The following is a 19,400-nucleotide window of genomic DNA, read 5'->3' on the forward strand; positions in this document are numbered from 1 at the left end:
AATAGTTAGCGTAGTCTATTATTTTGATTGTTTAACATTCGAACGCGGTTTTCTGTGGTGGATTTGTGCTGTGTCTTGCGCGGGGATTTCGGCCCCCATGCTATAAATGACATCTTTCTTCATTACATTCACGAGTGTGAACGCCATGTCGCAACCCAATAAAAAGTTTCGTTTTTATCGCCCGTTGAAAAGCCTAACCCACACCTTTGGTGACCAATGGTTTGCGTTGAAGGCGGAGGCCTTTGCCCGCTTTTTCGGTACACCGACGTTTTTGGTCGGCCAGACCGTCGTCGTTGCCGTCTGGATTTATCTCAATCTGGCAGGCTTCACCAAGTTTGACCCCTATCCATTCATTTTACTGAACCTGGCATTCAGCCTACAGGCCGCTTATGCCGCCCCGTTGATCTTGCTTGCACAAACCCGGCAGGCCGAGCGCGATCAGGCACATGCTCTGACCGATGCTCAACACCGTGAGGATTTGGATGAGGCCATGGCGCAAAGGCAAACGCTCGCTGCCCAGCAATCTGATCAGTTACTGGCGCTGTTAAAACAAAACACAGAATTAACCGCCCTGACGAAACAAATGGCAGAGCGCATTGAAAACCTGGCAATCCAGTTGGCAAACCGGGATCGCACCTAGCGCAGTGACTTTTCTGGTGCAAAAGTACGCGGCCATTTTCCTGTATTGCACCAATGAGCATCAGGCGGCTGCCTTATACCGCGCCAGCGCCCTGTTTACGGGCTGGTATGGAAATTGCTTCTCCTCAGCATGGCTTATGAAGGAGAAGAACATGAAAGCAATCGTCATTGGCGGCGGCATTGGCGGTCTGTGTACCGCCATCGCATTGAAGCGTTGCGGCATCGACACCGAGGTGTTTGAAGCCATCAAAGAGATCAAACCGGTTGGCGCTGCAATTTCCATTTGGCCCAACGGCGTTAAATGCCTTAATTATTTGGGGATGAAAGAACCGTTGCGGGCGCTCGGCGGTGCCATGCACTACATGGCGTATCAGGAGTATCGGCACGGCCAGACGTTGACGCGCTTTAGCCTGGAGCCGCTCATCGCCAGCGTCGGCGAACGCCCTTACCCGGTAGCCCGCGCCGAACTGCAAGCGATGTTGCTCGAGACTTATGGCCGAGATCAGGTGCGTTTTGGCAAGCGCGTCAGTAGCATTGAAGAAACGTCGGAAGGCGTGACTGCCTGGTTTGAAGACGGTAGCCAGGTCAGCGGCGATTTCCTGATCGCCGCCGATGGCACCCATTCCGTCATTCGCCCGTATGTGCTGGGCCATGGCGTTGATCGCCGCTACGCCGGTTACGTCAACTGGAACGGGCTGGTGACCATTGATGAATCCATCGCGCCAGCCGATCAATGGACTACCTTTGTTGGCGAAGGCAAACGCGTGTCGTTAATGCCGGTATCCGACAACCGTTTCTACTTTTTCTTCGACGTTCCGCTGCCCACCGGGCTGGCGGAAGATCGCAGCACCGCGCGTGCCGATCTACAGCGTTATTTCTCTGGCTGGGCCGAGCCGGTGCAAAAACTGATTGCGGCGATCGACCCCAACACCCTTAACCGCATAGAAATCCACGATATCGAACCTTTCGAACAACTGGTTCGCGGTCGCGTGGCATTATTGGGCGATGCCGGGCACAGCACCACACCGGACATCGGCCAAGGCGGATGCGCGGCAATGGAGGACGCCGTAGTACTGGCGATTGCCTTGCAGACAAATTCACTGGGTATTGAAGATGCGCTGCTGCGCTATCAGGAAAAACGCGGCTATCGCGTGAAGGATTTGGTGCTGAAAGCCCGCAAACGTTGCGATGTGACTCACGGCAAAGAAATGGAGATCACCCGCGGGTGGTACGAAGAGCTGAAAACCGAAACCGGCGAACGCATTCTCTCTGGCATGAAAGAAACCATTATGGGCGGGCCGCTGGCCTGAGTCGCTTATCTCTTTGCCCGTCGTCTGTTTTTTTCCGCCATTTTGGTAACAATAATGGCTCTTGGGCATTTCACCTGCCTGCTGACAGGTGAAATGCCTGTCTGCGGCCTCCTCCTTAAGGCGCCGCACAATACAAAAGGACGCAAGCTTGCTTGCGCCACTTTCTGACAGCCGCTAATGACTACCAGGATTAGCGCGTAACCTGGACACCTGCGCCTCAACCCCGGACCAGGCCGGTTTGTCAGCGGCATAGCGCTGGCGCAGATAGTTCACCAAATCCGCCACTTGTCGATCGGAAAAGCTGTCCTTGAAGCCAGGCATAAAACCCAGTTCGGTGGTGGCCGGTTTGGCGATGCCTTGCAGGATCACGTGGATCAGGTTGTCCGGCCGCTCGCTGAAAATATTGGTGTTATTGGCCAGATCAGGACTGACGCCAAACAGTTGCGGCCCGCCGCTGGCGGCGCTGTGGCAGGCCTGGCAGGCCCCCTGAAACAGGCGCTCACCGGCCTGCTGACCCAATGCGGGTTGCAGGCTGGAGGCCAATTTTACCTGCGGTTCCAAATTCAATTGCGTCGGACTGCTCAGGGATATCAGGTAATTGGCCATCGCTCGCACGTCCGATTCCGGCAACGTCGCCAGTTCGCTGACCACCGGCCCCATCGGCCCTGCCGCGACGCCGTGTTCGGTTGAATGACCGCTGCGAAGATACTGGAACAGTTGATCCTCGCTCCAGGGTTTATCCGCATTGGCCAGTTGGTTCAGCGCCGGCGCCTCCCAGCCGTCCACCATCGCGCCGGCCAAGAAACCGGGGCCGCCCTTTTCCGCCCCCATAAAGTTGCGCGGCGAATGGCAGGCCGCACAGTGCCCCAACCCATTGACCAGATATGAACCCCGGTTCCACTGCGCAGTTTGCATTGGGTTCGACTGGAACTCACCCTGACGCAAAAACAGCGCATTCCAGCCGGCCATCAGCGGGCGCAGATTAAACGGAAAACGCATCTGGTTAGTCGGATTAGTCTGCGCGACCGCCGGCTGCGACATCATATAGGCATACAGCGCCTGCATATCGCCGTCGGTCATTTTACTGAACGACGTATAGGGAAATGCCGGATACAGATGACGACCGTCACGGCTGATACCTTGCCGCATCGCCCGGTCGAAAGCCGTAAATGACCAGTTGCCGATCCCGGTTTCCACGTCTGGGGTGATATTGGTGCTGTACAAGGTGCCGAACGGCGTTTCCATCGCCAGCCCCCCCGCATTGGTCGCCCCCTCAGAGGCGGTGTGGCACACCGCGCAATCCCCCACGGCGGCCAGTTGACGACCGCGCTCCAGAGTGGCCGTCGACCAGGTACTTGCCCCTGAGGTGGCCACCGGGGCAATCTCGGCCCGCCACGGCAACGCCGTCGTCGCGACACCCAATACGGCACCGAAAATACCGACCGCACCGCCGAACCACCATTTGCTGCGTTTGGGTTTTACCGGTGGCGCAGGTTCCTGCCGGGCGCTATCCGGGCCGTTCAACGCCTCGCGCAGACGATCGGACGTGATCGGCAACTCGCGAAAACGAATGCCGGTAGCGTCGAACACCGCATTGGCAATGGCCGCCGCACTGGGTACCGAAGCAGACTCTCCGGCCCCCAACGGGGGATCATAAGGCCGCGGCATCATCACCACATCCACCTCAGGTACTTCCGGGAACGTCAGGATGGGGTAAGCGCCCCATTCCTTACTGGAGATCGTCGACGCCTCGAAGGTCACCCGTTCTTTCAGCACCCGGCTGGTCGACTGGATCACGTTACCGTGGATCTGGTGACGCACACCGTCCGGGTTGACCATCATGCCGGCGTCGTGCCCGACCACAATACGCGTGACCGCCACTTCACCGCTGGCCTTGTCGATCGCCACATCGGCGACCCAGGCCGCCCAGGCGGCACCAAAACCGGGGAATTTACTGTGAATGTAGCGCGCATAGGCAAAACCGCGCCCGCGCAGCACACCGTCTTCCGCCGCGGTTTGCATCGGTTCGGTATGTGGCGTCCAACCTGCCCGTTCGGCGGTGCTGAGCATCAGTTCGGTGGCGCGTTGATCTTTGATATAACGCAGCCGGTACTCAAGCGGATCCACACCGGCAGCGGTTGCCAACTCATCGATATAGGACTCGTGAGCGAAGGTATTCGGCAGTGCCGACACGCCGCGCATCCAGGAGGCACGCACGATGGGCGCCATATCCTCAATGCTAACGCGCAGCTCGGGGTATTCATAAGGCGGCACCGAGGTGCGATCGCCCATCTCATAGGCCACCGGCACCGGTTCGACCATCCCGGTCAACAACAGTGCCAGCGTGGGTGCACCGTTGGACGGATAATAGGTACGAAAATCATAGGCCACCGGATGACCGGCGGCGTCCAGCCCACCGTCAACTTCCATCAGTTGTGCGGTGCCCTTAGGTTCCCACAGGTGTTCCTGCTCGCGGGTGAGCTGAACCCGCACCGGGCGGCCCACCGCGCGCGACAGCAAAGCCGCATCGGCGCAAACATCATCGGCACAGTTACGGCCGTAGCAGCCTGCAGCTTCCATGCGGATTATCTCGATCTGTTCTTCCGGGTATTCCAGTAACCAGGCGAGATCGGCACGCAACAGGTGCGGGTTCTGGCTACCTGACCACACCTGCAACTGCTGCGGTTGGTAGTCCGCCAGCGCGCAGGAAGGACCGATAGAGGCGTGCAGTTGGTACGGCCACAGGTAGCTGCGGGTAAAGCGCCTATCGGCGGCAGCCAAAGCCGCATCCACGTTACCGGTGTCATGCACCACCCGCGTAGAATGCGGGTTATCGCGCAGCGCCTGCGCCACGTCGGTCATCTGCGGGAGGTTACGCCGCCAGTCCTTCCAGCTCACCTGCAGCGCCTGCGCCGCCTTGATCGCCTGCTCCTCGCGCTCGGCGACAATGCCGATAAAATCCCCGATCACCACCAGTTTAATGATGCCGGGAATATGAGCAATTGACTGTTCTTCTACTGCCAACAGGCTGGTACCGACAAACTCGCCGCTGTCGTAACCGGCATACGGCGGCCGCACCACCCGCCCGTGCAGCATATTCGGCAGCCGCATGTCGTGCACGTAAGTGGATTCGCCGGTGGCCTTGGCCGGAATATCGACGCGTGCGGTGCTGGTGCCGACCAGCCGGTAGTCGGCCTGCGGCTTGAGTGGCGCATCGCCGGAGATCGGCAGTTCAATATGCACCCCGTTAACCAGTTCGCCATAGCTCACCGCGGCTCCCTGCGGGCTGACAATGGTGCCGTCGTTCAACATCAGTTGCTCAACCCTAACGCTAAAGCGCTGCGCTGCCTGCGCCAGTAGCCAGCGCCGTGCCTCGGCGGCGGCATTGCGCAGCGGTACGGCGGAAATTTGCAGCGTGGCGCTGGCAATGGTGGCGCCCTGATTCGGCGTGCTTTCGGTATCGCCTAACACCATGCGTACCTGGTCCATGCGCAGATAGAGTTCTTCGGCGACAATCTGCCCCAACGCGGTGCGAACACCGGTGCCAAGATCGACATGGCCGTTGAAGGCGTAGACTTCGCCGCTGTCGCAAATGGCGATGAACAACCCCTGTTCTTTGGGTTTCAGGCTCGGGGTCTGGCCTTTCGGCACCAGGCCCGGCGGGGGTTGGATCTGATCGATAATCAGCAAGGTGCCATGACGTTGCAATAATTCGGCCTGGCTCGGGAATGAGGAATGGGCGTCAGTCATGGGGCGAGATTTCCTCACTGCGGCAGAGAATGATGGCGCGCTGAACCGCACGCAGGATTTCGATATGGGTGCCGCAGCGGCACAGGTTGCCGGACAGCGCCTGACGGATCTCGCCATCGCTGGGCGACGGGTTGCGATCCAACAGGGCCTTGGTGGTCATGATCATGCCGTTCAGGCAGTAGCCGCACTGGGCCGCCTGTTCTTCGATAAAGGCACGTTGCACCGGATGCAGATGCTCGCGATCGCCCAGCCCTTCCAGTGTGGTAACGGCATGCCCGGTCATGCCCAGAGCCGGGATCACACAGGCGCGTGCGGCAATGCCGTCAACCAACACCGTGCAGGCACCGCACTCACCCAGGCCACAACCGTATTTCGGGCCGTTAAGCGCCAGATCGTTACGCAATACCAGCAGTAGGGGCGTATCCGCCATGACCCGGGTATGAATATCTTCGCCGTTGACTGACAGCATCAGCGGATGCTCCGTCAGTATTTTTACCGCGCCTTCCTTGGGCAATTGCACTTCAGCTATCGCCATTTTTGCGTCTCCGCCTGCGCTCTGGTTATACCCGCCATCGTTCAAATCGCCGCTGGGTGCCCAGCGTGAGAGCCAGAGGGTATATATTGTGGGCCGTGACCTCGCCGCCACCGCCTTCACCAGATAACCGCAGTTGCGGGTGGCGAATCAGGTGGCCGGCGGGTCCTCCAGCATTTTATTAAGCAGGAACATCAGTGCTATACGTTCGGCCGGATTAAGCGTACCGAAAGTTAATTCTGTGATCGTCGCCGCATGCGGCAGTGTTTCCGCCAACAGCGCAGCGCCGTTGGCGGTCAGCCCGACCACCACTTTGCGTCGGTCGATCGGATCCGGCATCACGGTGATCAATTCACGCGCCTTGAGACGCTCGACAATACCGCGAATGGTCGCCTGATCGACCGCCGTCGCCTGCACCAACTCGGTCAACGAACTTGGGCCCATGTCACGCACCGCGCACAGCGTAATAAACTGCACGGCGGTCAATTGCGAATCGCCAACGTTCTGCTGGAAAATCGCCACGTGGCGCTGATAAACCTTGCGCAGCAGGTGCCCGACTTGTTCAGTAAAATGATAATTTTCGGTCTTGCCGTTCTCTGCAGCCGGGTATTCGGGGGGCGTCATTGCGTTACTCTCACCATCTATGGAAACCACCGAGAATAGTACAAACCCCCACGTTTAACAGCAAGGTTAACCCTGGTTGACCCGCGATGCCGCCGGTGCCACCACTTCGCCATTCGCCACCACCGTAGCCCCGTCCAGGCTGATGTCGCAATGGCGCAGCGCGATGTCCATATGGCACGGCGTTTTGCGCGTGCCGCCGACTTCGGTATTCGGTCCGGTGGAGAACAGGAAGTTGCCGTAGAAGGCGCGTGCATCCATACACATACCGTCGTTTTTGTCGTGTAAACCCATCGCCGTCCACTGCGCCCGTGGCTGCAAGCCCCAACCGATATGCGAGATGCCGTACACCTCCGGGTCGTTGAAATACTTCATATACTCCCGCAGATATTCCGCTTCAAAGCCACCGTGAATACGCGTAACAAAGCCTTTGTCGATCTCCAGCGTAATGCGCTCACGCGCATAGCTCTTGAACGGCAACAGAATATCGCCCACCTCCAGCACCAACACCCCTTCCGCCTGTTCTTCATTCGGCCAGGTGAACAAGAACCCGCTCGGCCAGTGATCCCAGCGCCCCGGTTCGTCGGCATAGCCGTATTCGGTCACCGTCGGGTATTGCCCCAGCGGCGCACGGAAATCGCTGCCGGCAGCAGACTTCACCTGCATCAGTTTGGCCTTCTCCAACACCGTGGCAGCCGCCAATACCCGTGCTTTGTCCTCTGCATTAGGCAACATCCGTGCCAACACTTCTGGCGGTTCGACGGCCAGCAGAATACGCGTGCCGGTTTTCAGGATCTGTTCCTGCTCCGGTGAGTGCAGCAGCATCATGGTGTCGACAATCAGATCGGCCGCCTCCAGTGCGCGCTGCGCCGCAGGGTTACCGGTCAGCGCCGTGTCGCCGCAGTAAGCCGTCATGTCATTGCCCATGGCACGCGGATGGTTGAATGACGGCAGTTCTACCGCATAAACCTTGGCACCCAGCCGTAACGCCGCATCGGTGGCAGCACGTACCGTACGCGCATCGGAATAGTGGCTCTTCAGGATCGCCACGCTTTGCGAAGCATCCACCTTCGACAGCGTAAGTACCTGCTCGAACAGTTGAACCAACTGACTATCATTGACCGCCATAGTGTATCTCCTGTCTCGCTATGGGTTGGACGACGCACCCGGCGCCGATGAGGTTATTTTGCGCAAATTAAAGTGAATACGCTCTTTTAATCATATAATCCCAAAATCAGACAGGAAGCAACACTCCGTGATTACCCATAAGTAATTCCTATTTTAAGCCCTATCCATCCTGTGATTAACATGAGATTAACAGAAATCGGCGATTGATTAGCGTGAGCCAGATCTAAATTAACACTTGTGCAACTTTTCAATATAAAGCGTATACACTATAAACCAATCATCCGGCGTCACTGCGGATGACGGGTAAAAAACCAACAGTCAGGGGAAAAATGATGAGCAAACAACAACGCATTGCCGTAGTCGGCGCCGGTCTGGGTGGCGCAGCAGCAGCCGGTCTGCTGCAGAAAGCCGGCTTTGCCGTCGACCTGTACGAACAGAGCCCAGTGTTTTCACGCCTGGGGGCCGGTATCCATATGGGGCCGAACGTACTGAAGATTTTCCGCCGCCTCGGTATTGAACAGCCACTGGAGCAAATGGCCTCGCACCCGGACTTCTGGTTCAGTCGCGATGCCGAAAGCGGTGACTATCTGTCGCGCATTGAGCTGGGGGCCTTTGCCCGCAAAGAGTACGGCGCGGCTTACGTGACGGTACACCGGGGCGATTTGCAGGCCTTGCAGATGGCCGCCTTGCAACCGGGCAGCGTGCATTTTGGCAAGTGCCTGAGCAAAATTGAGGAACGCGACAATGAAGTGGTGCTGAACTTTGCCGATGGTACCCAGGCCAGCGCCGATATCGTGATTGGCGCCGACGGTATCAACTCCCGCATTCGCGAACACCTGCTGGGCGCTGAAGCGCCGACCTACAGTGGCTGGGTCGCCCACCGTGCGTTGATCCGCGGCGAAAAACTGGCCAAATACAACCTGAGCTTTGAAGACTGCGTGAAGTGGTGGTCGGCAGATCGCCACCTGATGGTCTACTACACCACCCAAAAACGTGATGAATACTATTACGTCAGCGGCGTGCCTCACCCGGCGTGGGATTTCCAGGGCAGCTTTATCGACAGCAGCCGCGAAGAAATGTACGAAACCTTTGCCGGCTATCACCCAATTGTGCAAGCGCTGATCGAGTCCAGTGAACAGGTCACCAAATGGCCGCTGTTGAACCGTAAGCCACTGCCGCTGTGGAGCGAAGGCCGAATGGTGCTGCTCGGCGACGCCTGCCACCCGATGAAACCACACATGGCGCAAGGCGCGGCGATGGCGATCGAAGATGCCGCCATGCTGGCGCGCTGCCTGCAGGAAACCGGTTTGACCGACTACCGTACCGCTTTCCAACTGTATGAAGCCAACCGCAAAGAACGCGCCTCCCGCGTGCAGGCCGTTTCCAATGCCAATACCTTCCTGCGTACTCAGGAAGATCCGGCCTGGGTCTACGGCTATGACCTGTACGCGCAGGCGCTGAAGTCGGAGAACGCCGCATGAGCCACTTCCTTTATGGCGCCAACGTGCAGGCCAACGGCATTCGCCAGCACTACCTGCGTTACGGGGGGCAAGGCCCGGTAGTGATCCTGATCCCCGGTATCACCAGCCCGGCGATTACCTGGGGCTTCGTTGCCGAACGGCTGGCCGAGCGCTACGACACCTACGTGCTGGACGTGCGTGGCCGTGGCCTGTCCGCCAGCGGACCGGATCTGGCCTATGACGCTGAAACCTGCGCCGAGGACGTCAACGCCTTCGCCGCCGCATTAAAGCTGGAAAACGTCGCTCTGCTTGGCCATTCGATGGGTGCGCGCTTTGCACTGCGCGCTGCCGCGCTGCAACCGGCTGGCGTACGGCGTTTGGTATTGGTCGATCCGCCGGTTTCCGGCCCCGGCCGTCGTGAATATCCGGGAAAATGGCCCTGGTACGTTGATTCGATCCGCCAGTCGCTGCAGGGGATGGACGCCGAACAGATGCGCAGTTTCTGCCCGAGCTGGAGCGAACAACAGCGCCAACTGCGGGCCGAGTGGCTGCACACCTGCTACGAACCGGCGATTCAGCGCGCCTATGAAGATTTTCATCAGGTCGACAGCCACCGCGACTATCCCTCGCTGAGCATGCCGACGTTGCTGATGATTGCGGGCCTTGGTGGCGTGATCCAAGCGGAAGACGAAGCGGAGATCCGCCAGTTGCAGCCGGAAATTACCCTGGTTCACGTTGAAAAAGCCGGCCATATGATCCCGTGGGACGACTTCGACGGTTTCTTCCACGCCCTGGGCGATTTTCTGGATTAATTAAGGAACCTTTGTCATGAGCAAAAATTACCGTATCGGCCAGATCGTGCCCAGTTCCAATACCACGATGGAAACCGAAATCCCGGCGATGCTGACCGCACGTCAGTTGATCCGCCCGGAACGCTTCACCTTCCACTCCAGCCGCATGCGCATGAAGCACGTCAGCAAAGCAGAGCTGGCGGCGATGGACGCCGAATCAGACCGCTGCGCGCTGGAGCTTTCCGACGCGCAGGTCGACGTACTCGGCTATGCCTGCCTGGTAGCGATCATGTCGATGGGATTAGGCTATCACCGTGAGTCCCAGGCGCGGCTGGCGCAGGTGACTCGGGACAACAACGCCGCCGCCCCGGTGATCAGCAGCGCCGGGGCATTAGTCAACGGCCTGAAGGTGCTGGGTGCCAAACGTATTGCACTGGTGGCGCCCTACATGAAGCCGCTGACCCAAATGGTGGTGGAATATATCGAACACGAAGGCATTGAGGTCAAGGTGTGGCGCGCGCTGGAGATCGCCGACAATCTGGCCGTAGGCCGCCATGATCCGGCCAACCTGCCGGGCATTGTCGCGGAAATGGACCTGAGCGATGTGGACGTTATCGTCCTGTCCGCCTGCGTGCAGATGCCATCGTTACCGGCGGTCGCTACCGTGGAGGCGCAAACCGGCAAGCCGGTGCTGACCGCCGCCATCGCCACCACCTACGCTATGCTGACGGCCCTGGAGCTGGAGCCGATCGTTCCCGGCGCCGGCGCCCTACTGTCCGGCGCTTATTGAGGAGGCAACATGGAATCCGCAACCGAGAACAGTCTCACCGATAACTACAGCGGCGTCTGGGGTAACCGTATCGGTTTCGGCCATCGCCCGGCACTGTTGGTGGTCGACTTTATGCAGGGCTACACCACCGAAGGTGCCCCCTTGTTCGCCCCTGGCGTGGTCAGCGCGGTCGATGAAAGCGTGGCATTGCTGGCTACCGCACGCCAGGTGGGTATTCCGGTGATCCACACCAATATCCGCTATCATGCAGGGCATTTTGCCGACGGTGGCATCTGGGTGAAGAAAGCGCCGGTGATGAAAGACATGGTGGAAGGCCATCCGCTGGCGGCATTCTGCCCGCAGGTGGCACCGCTGTCCTCGGAAGTGGTGTTGACCAAGCAGTACGCCAGCGCCTTTTTCGGTACCTCGCTGGCCCCCATGCTGGTGGCGCTTGGCGTCGATACCCTGTTGCTGGTCGGCTGTTCGACCAGCGGTTGCATCCGCGCCAGCGCTGTGGATGCGGTACAGCACGGATTCCGCACCATCGTGGTACGTGAATGCGTGGGCGATCGCCACCCTGGCCCGCATGAGGCCAATCTGTTCGATATCGACAGTAAATACGGCGACGTCGTGACCAAACAGGAGACCCTCGATTATCTGTACACAAAATCATTCAAATTGCGTCGAGGCGGCAACTGAGTGAATCCCGATGAGCTTACTCAAGTAAGTGATTCGGGTGAACAAAGGCAGCCAACAAGGACGCAGTTTGAAGGATAAAGTGTAAAAACCGGCTGTAATCCAGAGCTTCACCTGCACGGAGAACTGAAAAATAAAGAAGGCGCGGCAAGCGCCTCAAGCGACCGCCCGATACAGGGCGGCGATCAAGCCAACACACAACACTCCTCCTCAGGAGGCCACCATGCACCACCTGGAGACATCATCATGGCCATTGTTGAAACCCCGTTAACCGGGAAAGCGGGCGCAGAATCGCTTCTGTACCGCAAAATCACCTGGAAGCTGATCCCGTTTCTCTGTCTGTGCTATCTGGCCGCCTACCTCGACCGCATCAACGTCGGGCTGGCCAAGCTGCAGATGGCAGAGCAACTGCAATTAAGCGAGGCGGCCTTCGGTTTGGGTGCCGGGCTGTTCTTTGTCGGCTATATCCTGTTTGAGGTGCCTAGCAACCTGATCCTGCAACGGGTCGGCGCCAAGGTGTGGATCGCCCGAATCATGATCACCTGGGGCCTGCTTTCCGCGTGCACCATGTTCGTCACCACCCCGAATCAGTTTTACGTCATCCGTTTTCTGCTCGGCGTGGCGGAGGCCGGTTTCCTGCCCGGCGTGCTGTTCTACCTGACGCTGTGGTTCCCGACCTACCGCCGCGGCCGCATTATTGCGTTGTTCATGATCGGTCTGCCGCTGTCGAGCGTGCTGGGTGGCCCGATCTCCGGCTGGATTATGGGGCATTTCGACATGCGCCACGGGCTGCACGGTTGGCAGTGGCTGTTCTTGCTGGAAGGTATCCCCAGCGTACTGCTGGGCATACTGACGTTCTGGGTGTTGCCGAACCATTTCCGCCAGGCCAAATGGTTATCCGACGAAGAGAAACAGCGTATTGCGGATGACCTGGCGCAAGATGATGCCGAAGCCGGTCACAGCAAACACCGTTTTCGCGACGGCTTTTTTAACCTCAAGGTCTGGATGCTGGGCGGCATCGACTTCTCGATCCTGCTTAGCGCCTATGCGATGGGGTTCTGGATGCCCACTTTTATCAAAACCGCCGGGGTGACCGACATTACCACCATCGGTATGCTGACCGCGCTGCCGAGCGTCGCCGCACTGCTGGGTATGCTGCTGATCGGCACCAGTTCTGACCGCATGCGTGAGCGGCGCTGGCATATCATAGTGCCGTTTATTGTTGGCGCGATGGCGATGGCTGGCAGTACGTTCTTCACGCACAACGTGATCGCCACGGTGTTGCTGTTCTCCGTCGCCCAGGCGGCGATCATCGGTGCGGTGCCGGTGTTCTTCAGCCTGCCGGCCACCTTCCTGCGCGGTACGGCAGCGGCCACCGGCTTTGCGCTGGCCTGCTCGCTGGCAAATATCGCCGGGTTGGTGAGTAACTCGCTGATGGGCCTGGCACTGGATCTGACCGGAAAAAGCGGTGGCGCACTCTGGGCCTTCGCCGGTTGCCTGCTGATCAGTTCTTTACTGGTGGTTGCCCTGCCGGCCAAGGTGGTTAACCGCTGAAGGTGTTGGGCGCGGTTTTTTTGAACTGCGCCCATGATTCAAACCTGTTGTTCGGCGTAATAGTTCTCTATGTGCTCTTGAGCTTGCCGCCTGAGTTTTTCGGTGGCGGGAAAACCGCTATAGAGAGCATAAAAAGTACAATCCAAGTAACAAATAAAGCCAACCCCAAATAAGGGTCATCTTTTAACGACCCAAAAGAAACAAACAGAAAGAAAAATGAAAATGCCATTATTAACCATGCTTCATGACGTCTTCTTTTCACCTTGCTCTCATCCAGAAACAACCTGGAATTCGTCAACGATAGGTAAATGTTAAATTTATGAAATAACAAGGGCGTAATTTATTACGCCCTTGTTCGTCGTACAGACATCACACTATTTTATTCGTCTTTCAACCCACGGTTAATCAGCATGGGTTCGATGCTGGGTGCTTGACCGCGCCAGTCGATATACAGTTTTTCCAGATCCTGGCTGTTGCCACGCGACAACACCATGTCGCGGAAACGCTGGCCGTTCTCGGGGGTCAGGCCACCGTGTTCGGTAAACCATTGGAAAGCATCATCCGCCAGCATTTCTGTCCACAGATAGGCGTAGTAACCAGCGGCATAGCCGTTACCCCAGATATGTTTGAAGTAACTTGAGCGATAGCGTGGCGGCACATAGCTGAGATCGATTTTGTCTTTTTGCAGCGATTCGGCTTCGAACTTGTCCACGTCCTGTTGCGGTTGATCAGCACTCAACATGTGCCAGTGCATATCCAGCAGCGCCGCAGACAGCAGCTCGGTCATGTCATAGCCTTTGTTGAATTTGTCGGCCTTTTTGATTTTGTCGACCAGTTCTTGCGGCATCGCTTCCCCGGTTTTGTAATGCTTGGCGAAGTGCGCGAACACTTTAGGATCACTGGCCCAATGCTCGTTGAACTGTGATGGGAATTCAACAAAGTCACGCGCCGTGTTGGTGCCGGACAGGCTTGGGTATTCCTGATCGGCGAACATGCCGTGCAGCGCATGACCAAACTCGTGGAACATGGTGATCACATCATCATACGACAACAACGCAGGCTGGCCTGGCGCAGGTTTGGTGAAGTTGGCAACATTGTAAATCACCGGTTTGGTGCCTTTGAGCTTCGACTGTTCGACAAAGTTGCTCATCCAGGCACCACCGCCTTTGTTGTCGCGCTTAAAGAAGTCGGTATAGAACAATGCCAATGATTTACCGTCTTTATCGAACACTTCATAAACCCGCACGTCCGGTTGGTAAACCGGGATATCTTTGCGTTCTTTGAAGCTGATGCCGTACAGCAGATTCGCAGCATAGAACACGCCGTTGTTCAGCACGTTATTCAGTTCGAAATAAGGTTTGATCTGCGACTCATCAAGGTCGTATTTTGCTTTACGAACCTGTTCTGCATAGAACTGCCAGTCCCAGGCTTCAACCTTAAATCCACCTTTCTGCTGGTCAATCACAGCCTGAATGTCTTTGGCTTCACGTTCTGCACGGGCGGTCGCCGCAGGGACGATGTTACGCATAAAACTCAGCGCGGCATCCGGTGTTTTGGCCATCTGGTTTTGCAGTTTCCAGGCTGCGTAATTCGGGAAGCCCAGCAGCTTGGCCTGTTCAGCCCGAACCTTGGCCAAACGAGCGATTGTCTGGCGAGTGTCGTTAGCATCGCCTTTTTCTGCCCGGTTCCAGGACGCATCAAACAGCGCTTTGCGGGTATCACGATCCTTCAGGCTTTGCAGTTCTGGTTGCTGGGTGGTGTTTTGCAGCACCAGCAACCACTGTTTATCCAGCTTACGTTCGCTGGCGGCCTGGGCTGCGGCAGCCAGTTCGCTTTCCGACAGGCCGTCCAGCTTGCCTTTATCGGCGATCGCCAGCGCACCCTCTTTGGTTGCGGCCAGCAATTTGTTGGAGAACTGGGTGCTCAGCGTCGCCGCTTCCTGATTCAGCGCCTTCAGCTTGGTTTTATCGGCGTCGGACAGATTGGCCCCCGCCAGCTCGAAGTTCTTGTAGGTCACTTCCACCAGTCGGCGAGATTCCGCATCCAGTTTTAGTGCGTCACGCTGTTCATACACAGCCTTGATACGGGCAAACAGTTTGCTGTTAAGCATGATGGCGTCGTCCAGCGCCGCCAGCTTCGGTGAGCTTTCTTCGTCCAGCTTCTGTAACGCGTCGCTGGTGTTGGCCGAGGTCATGGCCCCAAACACGTTCATCACTCGCGACAGCAATGCGCCACTTTGCTCTAGGGCCACAAAGGTATTTTTAAAATCAGGCTTGGCCGGATTGTTGGCGATCTTCTCCACCTCCTCCAGTTTTTGCTTGATACCGGCGTCAATCGCCGGCGCATAGTCACTTTCTTTGATCACATTAAACGGTGGTGCCTGGAATGGCAGGCGACTTTGGTAGAAGAACGGGTTTTCGTTCTTTTTGTCGTGCTGGTTGGCTTCGCCGGTCACGGTAGCCTCCTTTGCCTGGCCGCTTGGCAACGCGCTATGATCCGCGTGCGGGTTGGTCTCTTCTGCTTGTGCCTGTGTGCCCAGCGCCATGCCGATCGCCAGCACCAATGTTGATAAACGCATCAAATCGAAACTCCTCCATGTCCACAGAAAATTGTTGCGGGGAGTTCGTCTCCCCTTGAGTCACATCCTAGCTTAGGCGCAGTTGGCAGTTTGAGCAAAAACAAGTGATTAGAAGATTCGGTCGACACCGGGCCACGGTTTCATAAAGTCCAGCAGCGTCCGTTAATGCCACTGCTGTTACTCTGGGCACTAAGCGCATTCGCTTCAGCGCTGTTTAGCCTTTGGCTGCAAAAAACGCCATCAGCGTGAAATTTGCACAGAGTACCGCCTAAATTGGAACATGCTACTGCGGGGCTTGAGGGTGGATAAATGGCCAAGGACTGGCTTCTGATCCTGTCTCAACAGGCACCTCGATCACCACAGGCCGTTCGGCGTTCATCGCCTCCACCAACCGAGCTTTAAGTTCACCAGGCGTCGTCGCACGATAGGCCAAGGCACCAAAACTTTCCGCCAGTTTGACAAAATCCGGATTTTTTAGCGCAGATCCCAGGTAATGTCCTTGATAGCTATCCCGTTGATCACGTAGCACATTGCCATAAGCGGCATTATTGAACACGATGGCGATCACATTAATGCCATGTTGTACTGCCGTCGCCAACTCTTGCACTCCGAACATAAAACCACCGTCACCGGACACCGAGATAACCACCTTATCTGGATGCGCCACTTTGACGGCCAGCGCAGTGTTGTAGCCAAACCCCAGATTGTCCTGATAGCCGCACGTCACATAATGACGCGGCTCATACACCGGGAAGGCAAAACGGGCGGTAAAACCTACCTGGCTAACCTCTTCCACAAAAAAACCATCCCTCGGTAACGCGGCACGAATGGCATTGAGATAGTCAACCTGCGGCTGTACGCAGGAGAAACGTTCTCTGGCCTGCTGGTTTAACCGGCACAGCGCTGCACTCCGATCCACCGGCTGCATAAGCGGCAGTGCCGCCAATAACGCCTCAACACCCTGTTGCGCATCCGCAACAACAGCAACGTCGGGTTTGAGCCGAACCATTTCGGTTGGGTCAATATCAATACGTATCACTTTCAAATTCTTTGGTAGCCAGCGCCAGCGCATAAATTGCAGCTCAAGCCGGCTACCAATACCGATCAACAGATCGGTCTGTTGCCAATAGTCGAACCCCGCGACAAAATTAAGCGCATAAGGCGAATCGTCAGGCACCACACCCTTACCGGAACGATGAGACGTCACCGGGGCTTGTAATCGCCGAGCCAGTTCAGCCACTGCGGCCCCCGCATCGACAGCACCACCGCCAACCATGATGAGCGGGTTTTTGGCCTGAGCTATCAGGCTCGCCGCCGCTTCTATCGCCGCAGGATTAACCGCCGGTGCCGGGCGCGTATTGGCTAACGGAGTCTCCGTCTCAGCACCCTGCATACCGAACACATCCCACGGTGCTTCGATAGCGCCAGGCCCTTGTCGTCCCGATAACATATGGCCGATCACCTCCGCCATTTCCGAACCCGCTTCTGTGACATGGTTGACCCGCCGGGCGATCTTGGTGATTCCGCTCAATGTATTGAGTTGATCCGGCAATTCATGCAATTGCCCACGCCCCTGGCCAATCAGGTGAGACATGATATTGCCCGTCAGACACAACACTGGAGTGTTGCCACCATAGGCGGTACATAATGCAGCACCGGAATTAAGCACTCCTGGGCCGGGCACAACGGTATAAGCACCGATACGGCCCGTGGACTTGGCATAGCCATAAGCCATGTAACCCGCGCCCTGTTCATGACGAGTGTGAATGAATCGAACCTGCTCCCGCTGTTGATAGAGAGCATCATTGAAATCGTACATATGTGCACCCGGGATACCAAATACCGTATCTATGCCATGCGCGATCAGCGAGCGAACCATGGCCTGACCTGTGGTTGCTGTATTTCCCATTATTGCCTCTCCGTTGTTAACCTATCCAATTTCAAGTGGGTTGCCTCAACGAGGTCTGAACACCGAATTTGATGCATTACCCTTCGGTAAAGGTTTTTCCGTCATCGGGATGACCGTGATAACCGCGGCACCCACCAACAGCAATATGCCCATCACGCCAATGCCTGCAGAAAAACTGCCTGTCATATCATGCAGAACGCCCAATAGCACCGGACTGAACGCCGAGCCGAGATTGCCGATAGCGCATATCAATGCAATGGCTAACGCCCGCGATGGCGCGGCGATCACTTTATCCGGGGTTGTCCAAAATATCGCCATAGCGGTGAAGGAACCGGCGGACGCAAGAATAATTCCGGTAAGTTGCCAAAATGGTTGGGTAGAGATAATGGTCACCAGCCAGCCTGCTGCCGCAACGGCAAACGGGAACCAAGTGTGAAATTTACGTTCTCGAAAATGGTCGGAACTTAAACTCCACCCCACCATTGCCAGCACGGTACAAAACTGTGGGATAGCTGCCAACAGGCCAATGGTTTGATTACTGCTGCCCTGATTCATGTTTTGCAGTATTTGTGGGGTCCAGATATTAATCGCGCTCAGGGTATTGGTCAGGCAGAAATAGGCCAGTGCGTATAGCACCACCACCGGCGTAAACACCGTTCGCAAACCAGGACGTTGTGTGGACGCTACTCCCCTGTATTGCTCTGCCGCAAGCATTTCACTCAACCGCGCCTTTTCTGCAACGGTTAACCAGCTTGCTTGCTGCGGGCCATCATCCAAAAAATGCCAGGTCACGATCCCCAATACCACTGCAGGAAGCCCTTCCAGCAAAAACAACCACTGCCAGCCTTTCAGCTTCATTACGCCGTCCAACGCCAGAATATAGCCGGAGAGAATGGATCCCAGCATCATAGTGATCGGCATGGCAACCATAAACAGGGCGTTGGCACGAGCCCGGTAGTAGGCCGGGAACCAGTAAGTGAGATACAGCATGATGCCGGGGAAAAAACCGGCCTCTGCGACACCCACAATCATACGCAGGGCGTACAGTGATAGCGGCCCGGTGGCGAACATTGTCAGGGTAGACGCTACCCCCCAACACACCATGATAGTGGCAATCCAGCGTCGGGCACCAACGATGCCCAGCATGACATTGGAAGGAATTCCAAACGTTGAATACGTAATATAAAAAAGCGTGGCTGCCAAGCCAAACATTGTGGCGCTCAAGCCAAGATCTTTGCCCATGGTTAATCCGGCAAAACCGATATTAATCCGATCGAGAAAAGAAAATACAAACAAGATAAATAAGAAAGAAATAAGACGTTTGAACAGTTTTCGGATAATGACATGATCATTTTCCGTTGTTTGTTTGGCGCTCTCTTGCACGGTAAGCGAATTCATACCTGCTCCTGGATGGCATATCCACGGGCCAGACGGCTTGGGTACTGGCACCGTCCACCACGACTTTGATGTTTGCGCCATGACGCGAACACCATCATTAACATGTTAATGAATAGAGGTATACATAGGGGGAAATAAAACCGCAAAATTATTTAGGGGAACTTGTGACTTGCTTAACGATTTTCAATTTAAATATAAAACATACCGTTAGTTAATTAACAACAAAGGCTATTTTGTAAATTAATTAATATCAGAATTCGTTAAT

General features: G+C 56.5%; 14 protein-coding genes. 7 read left to right on the forward strand and 7 right to left on the reverse strand.

Features of this window, described 5'->3' with window-relative positions; genetic code table 11:
• Window positions 1–145 precede the first annotated feature (145 nt).
• Window positions 146–640, forward strand: a complete 495-nt coding sequence (locus tag AC2FCQ_RS03300) for a DUF1003 domain-containing protein (RefSeq protein WP_037414954.1) — start codon at window positions 146–148, stop codon at window positions 638–640.
• Between the two features lie 151 nt (window positions 641–791).
• Entirely contained in the window at window positions 792–1,949 is a 1,158-nt protein-coding gene (gene hpxO / locus AC2FCQ_RS03305; RefSeq protein WP_490307566.1) for an FAD-dependent urate hydroxylase HpxO, read from the forward strand.
• Between the two features lie 174 nt (window positions 1,950–2,123).
• Here the strand turns inward: hpxO and AC2FCQ_RS03310 are convergent, their stop codons facing one another.
• The 4 genes from AC2FCQ_RS03310 to AC2FCQ_RS03325 all read right to left on the reverse strand — a co-directional run bounded on the left by AC2FCQ_RS03310 (window position 2,124) and on the right by AC2FCQ_RS03325 (window position 7,980).
• Window positions 2,124–5,699, reverse strand: coding sequence for a molybdopterin cofactor-binding domain-containing protein (locus tag AC2FCQ_RS03310; RefSeq protein ID WP_490307567.1), 3,576 nt, complete (start codon window positions 5,697–5,699; stop codon window positions 2,124–2,126).
• Entirely contained in the window at window positions 5,692–6,234 is a 543-nt protein-coding gene (locus tag AC2FCQ_RS03315) for a (2Fe-2S)-binding protein (protein WP_490307568.1), read from the reverse strand. The genes AC2FCQ_RS03310 and AC2FCQ_RS03315 overlap by 8 nt, the downstream gene beginning before the upstream one ends.
• 147 nt (window positions 6,235–6,381) lie before the next feature.
• Window positions 6,382–6,855 (reverse strand): MarR family winged helix-turn-helix transcriptional regulator, encoded by a 474-nt coding sequence (locus AC2FCQ_RS03320; protein WP_209633227.1) that lies wholly within the window; start codon window positions 6,853–6,855, stop codon window positions 6,382–6,384.
• 66 nt (window positions 6,856–6,921) lie between these two features.
• On the reverse strand, window positions 6,922–7,980 hold the full coding sequence (locus AC2FCQ_RS03325; RefSeq protein WP_490307569.1) for a 2,5-dihydroxypyridine 5,6-dioxygenase: 1,059 nt from the start codon (window positions 7,978–7,980) through the stop codon (window positions 6,922–6,924).
• A gap of 329 nt (window positions 7,981–8,309) precedes the next feature.
• Here AC2FCQ_RS03325 and AC2FCQ_RS03330 point away from each other — a divergent pair, with 329 nt between their 5' ends.
• The 5 genes from AC2FCQ_RS03330 to AC2FCQ_RS03350 all read left to right on the forward strand — a co-directional run bounded on the left by AC2FCQ_RS03330 (window position 8,310) and on the right by AC2FCQ_RS03350 (window position 13,250).
• Window positions 8,310–9,461 carry an FAD-dependent monooxygenase gene (locus AC2FCQ_RS03330; RefSeq protein WP_404759666.1) on the forward strand — a complete coding sequence of 384 codons (1,152 nt, stop codon included), beginning with the start codon at window positions 8,310–8,312 and terminating at the stop codon, window positions 9,459–9,461.
• Entirely contained in the window at window positions 9,458–10,252 is a 795-nt protein-coding gene (locus AC2FCQ_RS03335; protein ID WP_209633221.1) for an alpha/beta fold hydrolase, read from the forward strand. Before AC2FCQ_RS03330 ends, AC2FCQ_RS03335 begins: the two co-directional genes overlap by 4 nt.
• 16 nt (window positions 10,253–10,268) lie before the next feature.
• Window positions 10,269–11,021: a maleate cis-trans isomerase family protein gene (locus tag AC2FCQ_RS03340; protein ID WP_404759667.1), complete on the forward strand. Its 753-nt coding sequence runs from the start codon at window positions 10,269–10,271 to the stop codon at window positions 11,019–11,021.
• Between the two features lie 9 nt (window positions 11,022–11,030).
• Window positions 11,031–11,699: an N-carbamoylsarcosine amidohydrolase gene (locus AC2FCQ_RS03345; protein ID WP_209633219.1), complete on the forward strand. Its 669-nt coding sequence runs from the start codon at window positions 11,031–11,033 to the stop codon at window positions 11,697–11,699.
• A 243-nt stretch (window positions 11,700–11,942) separates the two neighbouring features.
• Entirely contained in the window at window positions 11,943–13,250 is a 1,308-nt protein-coding gene (locus tag AC2FCQ_RS03350; RefSeq protein ID WP_209633217.1) for an MFS transporter, read from the forward strand.
• 379 nt (window positions 13,251–13,629) lie between these two features.
• Here AC2FCQ_RS03350 and dcp read toward each other — a convergent pair whose 3' ends face one another.
• From dcp to hpaX, 3 genes are all read right to left on the reverse strand, one after another.
• On the reverse strand, window positions 13,630–15,828 hold the full coding sequence (gene dcp / locus AC2FCQ_RS03355) for a peptidyl-dipeptidase Dcp (RefSeq protein WP_209633215.1): 2,199 nt from the start codon (window positions 15,826–15,828) through the stop codon (window positions 13,630–13,632).
• 283 nt (window positions 15,829–16,111) lie between these two features.
• On the reverse strand, window positions 16,112–17,737 hold the full coding sequence (locus AC2FCQ_RS03360; RefSeq protein WP_490307570.1) for a thiamine pyrophosphate-dependent enzyme: 1,626 nt from the start codon (window positions 17,735–17,737) through the stop codon (window positions 16,112–16,114).
• Window positions 17,738–17,782: 45 nt separating this feature from the next.
• A complete protein-coding gene (gene hpaX / locus AC2FCQ_RS03365) occupies window positions 17,783–19,135 on the reverse strand; it encodes a 4-hydroxyphenylacetate permease (RefSeq protein WP_490307571.1) in 1,353 nt (450 codons plus the stop codon).
• Between the last annotated feature and the right edge of the window lie 265 nt (window positions 19,136–19,400).

The organism is Serratia sp. CoH_134_PS_4 (genome assembly GCF_058190535.1).

Excerpts from the sequence above, each read along its gene's own strand:
- AC2FCQ_RS03300 (WP_037414954.1), top strand. The coding sequence starts at position 146 with ATGTCGCAACCCAATAAAAAGTTTCGTTTTTATCGCCCGTTGAAAAGC.
- hpxO (WP_490307566.1), top strand. The coding sequence starts at position 792 with ATGAAAGCAATCGTCATTGGCGGCGGCATTGGCGGTCTGTGTACCGCC.
- AC2FCQ_RS03310 (WP_490307567.1), bottom strand. The coding sequence starts at position 5,699 with ATGACTGACGCCCATTCCTCATTCCCGAGCCAGGCCGAATTATTGCAA.
- AC2FCQ_RS03315 (WP_490307568.1), bottom strand. The coding sequence starts at position 6,234 with ATGGCGATAGCTGAAGTGCAATTGCCCAAGGAAGGCGCGGTAAAAATA.
- AC2FCQ_RS03320 (WP_209633227.1), bottom strand. The coding sequence starts at position 6,855 with ATGACGCCCCCCGAATACCCGGCTGCAGAGAACGGCAAGACCGAAAAT.
- AC2FCQ_RS03325 (WP_490307569.1), bottom strand. The coding sequence starts at position 7,980 with ATGGCGGTCAATGATAGTCAGTTGGTTCAACTGTTCGAGCAGGTACTT.
- AC2FCQ_RS03330 (WP_404759666.1), top strand. The coding sequence starts at position 8,310 with ATGATGAGCAAACAACAACGCATTGCCGTAGTCGGCGCCGGTCTGGGT.
- AC2FCQ_RS03335 (WP_209633221.1), top strand. The coding sequence starts at position 9,458 with ATGAGCCACTTCCTTTATGGCGCCAACGTGCAGGCCAACGGCATTCGC.
- AC2FCQ_RS03340 (WP_404759667.1), top strand. The coding sequence starts at position 10,269 with ATGAGCAAAAATTACCGTATCGGCCAGATCGTGCCCAGTTCCAATACC.
- AC2FCQ_RS03345 (WP_209633219.1), top strand. The coding sequence starts at position 11,031 with ATGGAATCCGCAACCGAGAACAGTCTCACCGATAACTACAGCGGCGTC.
- AC2FCQ_RS03350 (WP_209633217.1), top strand. The coding sequence starts at position 11,943 with ATGGCCATTGTTGAAACCCCGTTAACCGGGAAAGCGGGCGCAGAATCG.
- dcp (WP_209633215.1), bottom strand. The coding sequence starts at position 15,828 with ATGCGTTTATCAACATTGGTGCTGGCGATCGGCATGGCGCTGGGCACA.
- AC2FCQ_RS03360 (WP_490307570.1), bottom strand. The coding sequence starts at position 17,737 with ATGGGAAATACAGCAACCACAGGTCAGGCCATGGTTCGCTCGCTGATC.
- hpaX (WP_490307571.1), bottom strand. The coding sequence starts at position 19,135 with ATGAATTCGCTTACCGTGCAAGAGAGCGCCAAACAAACAACGGAAAAT.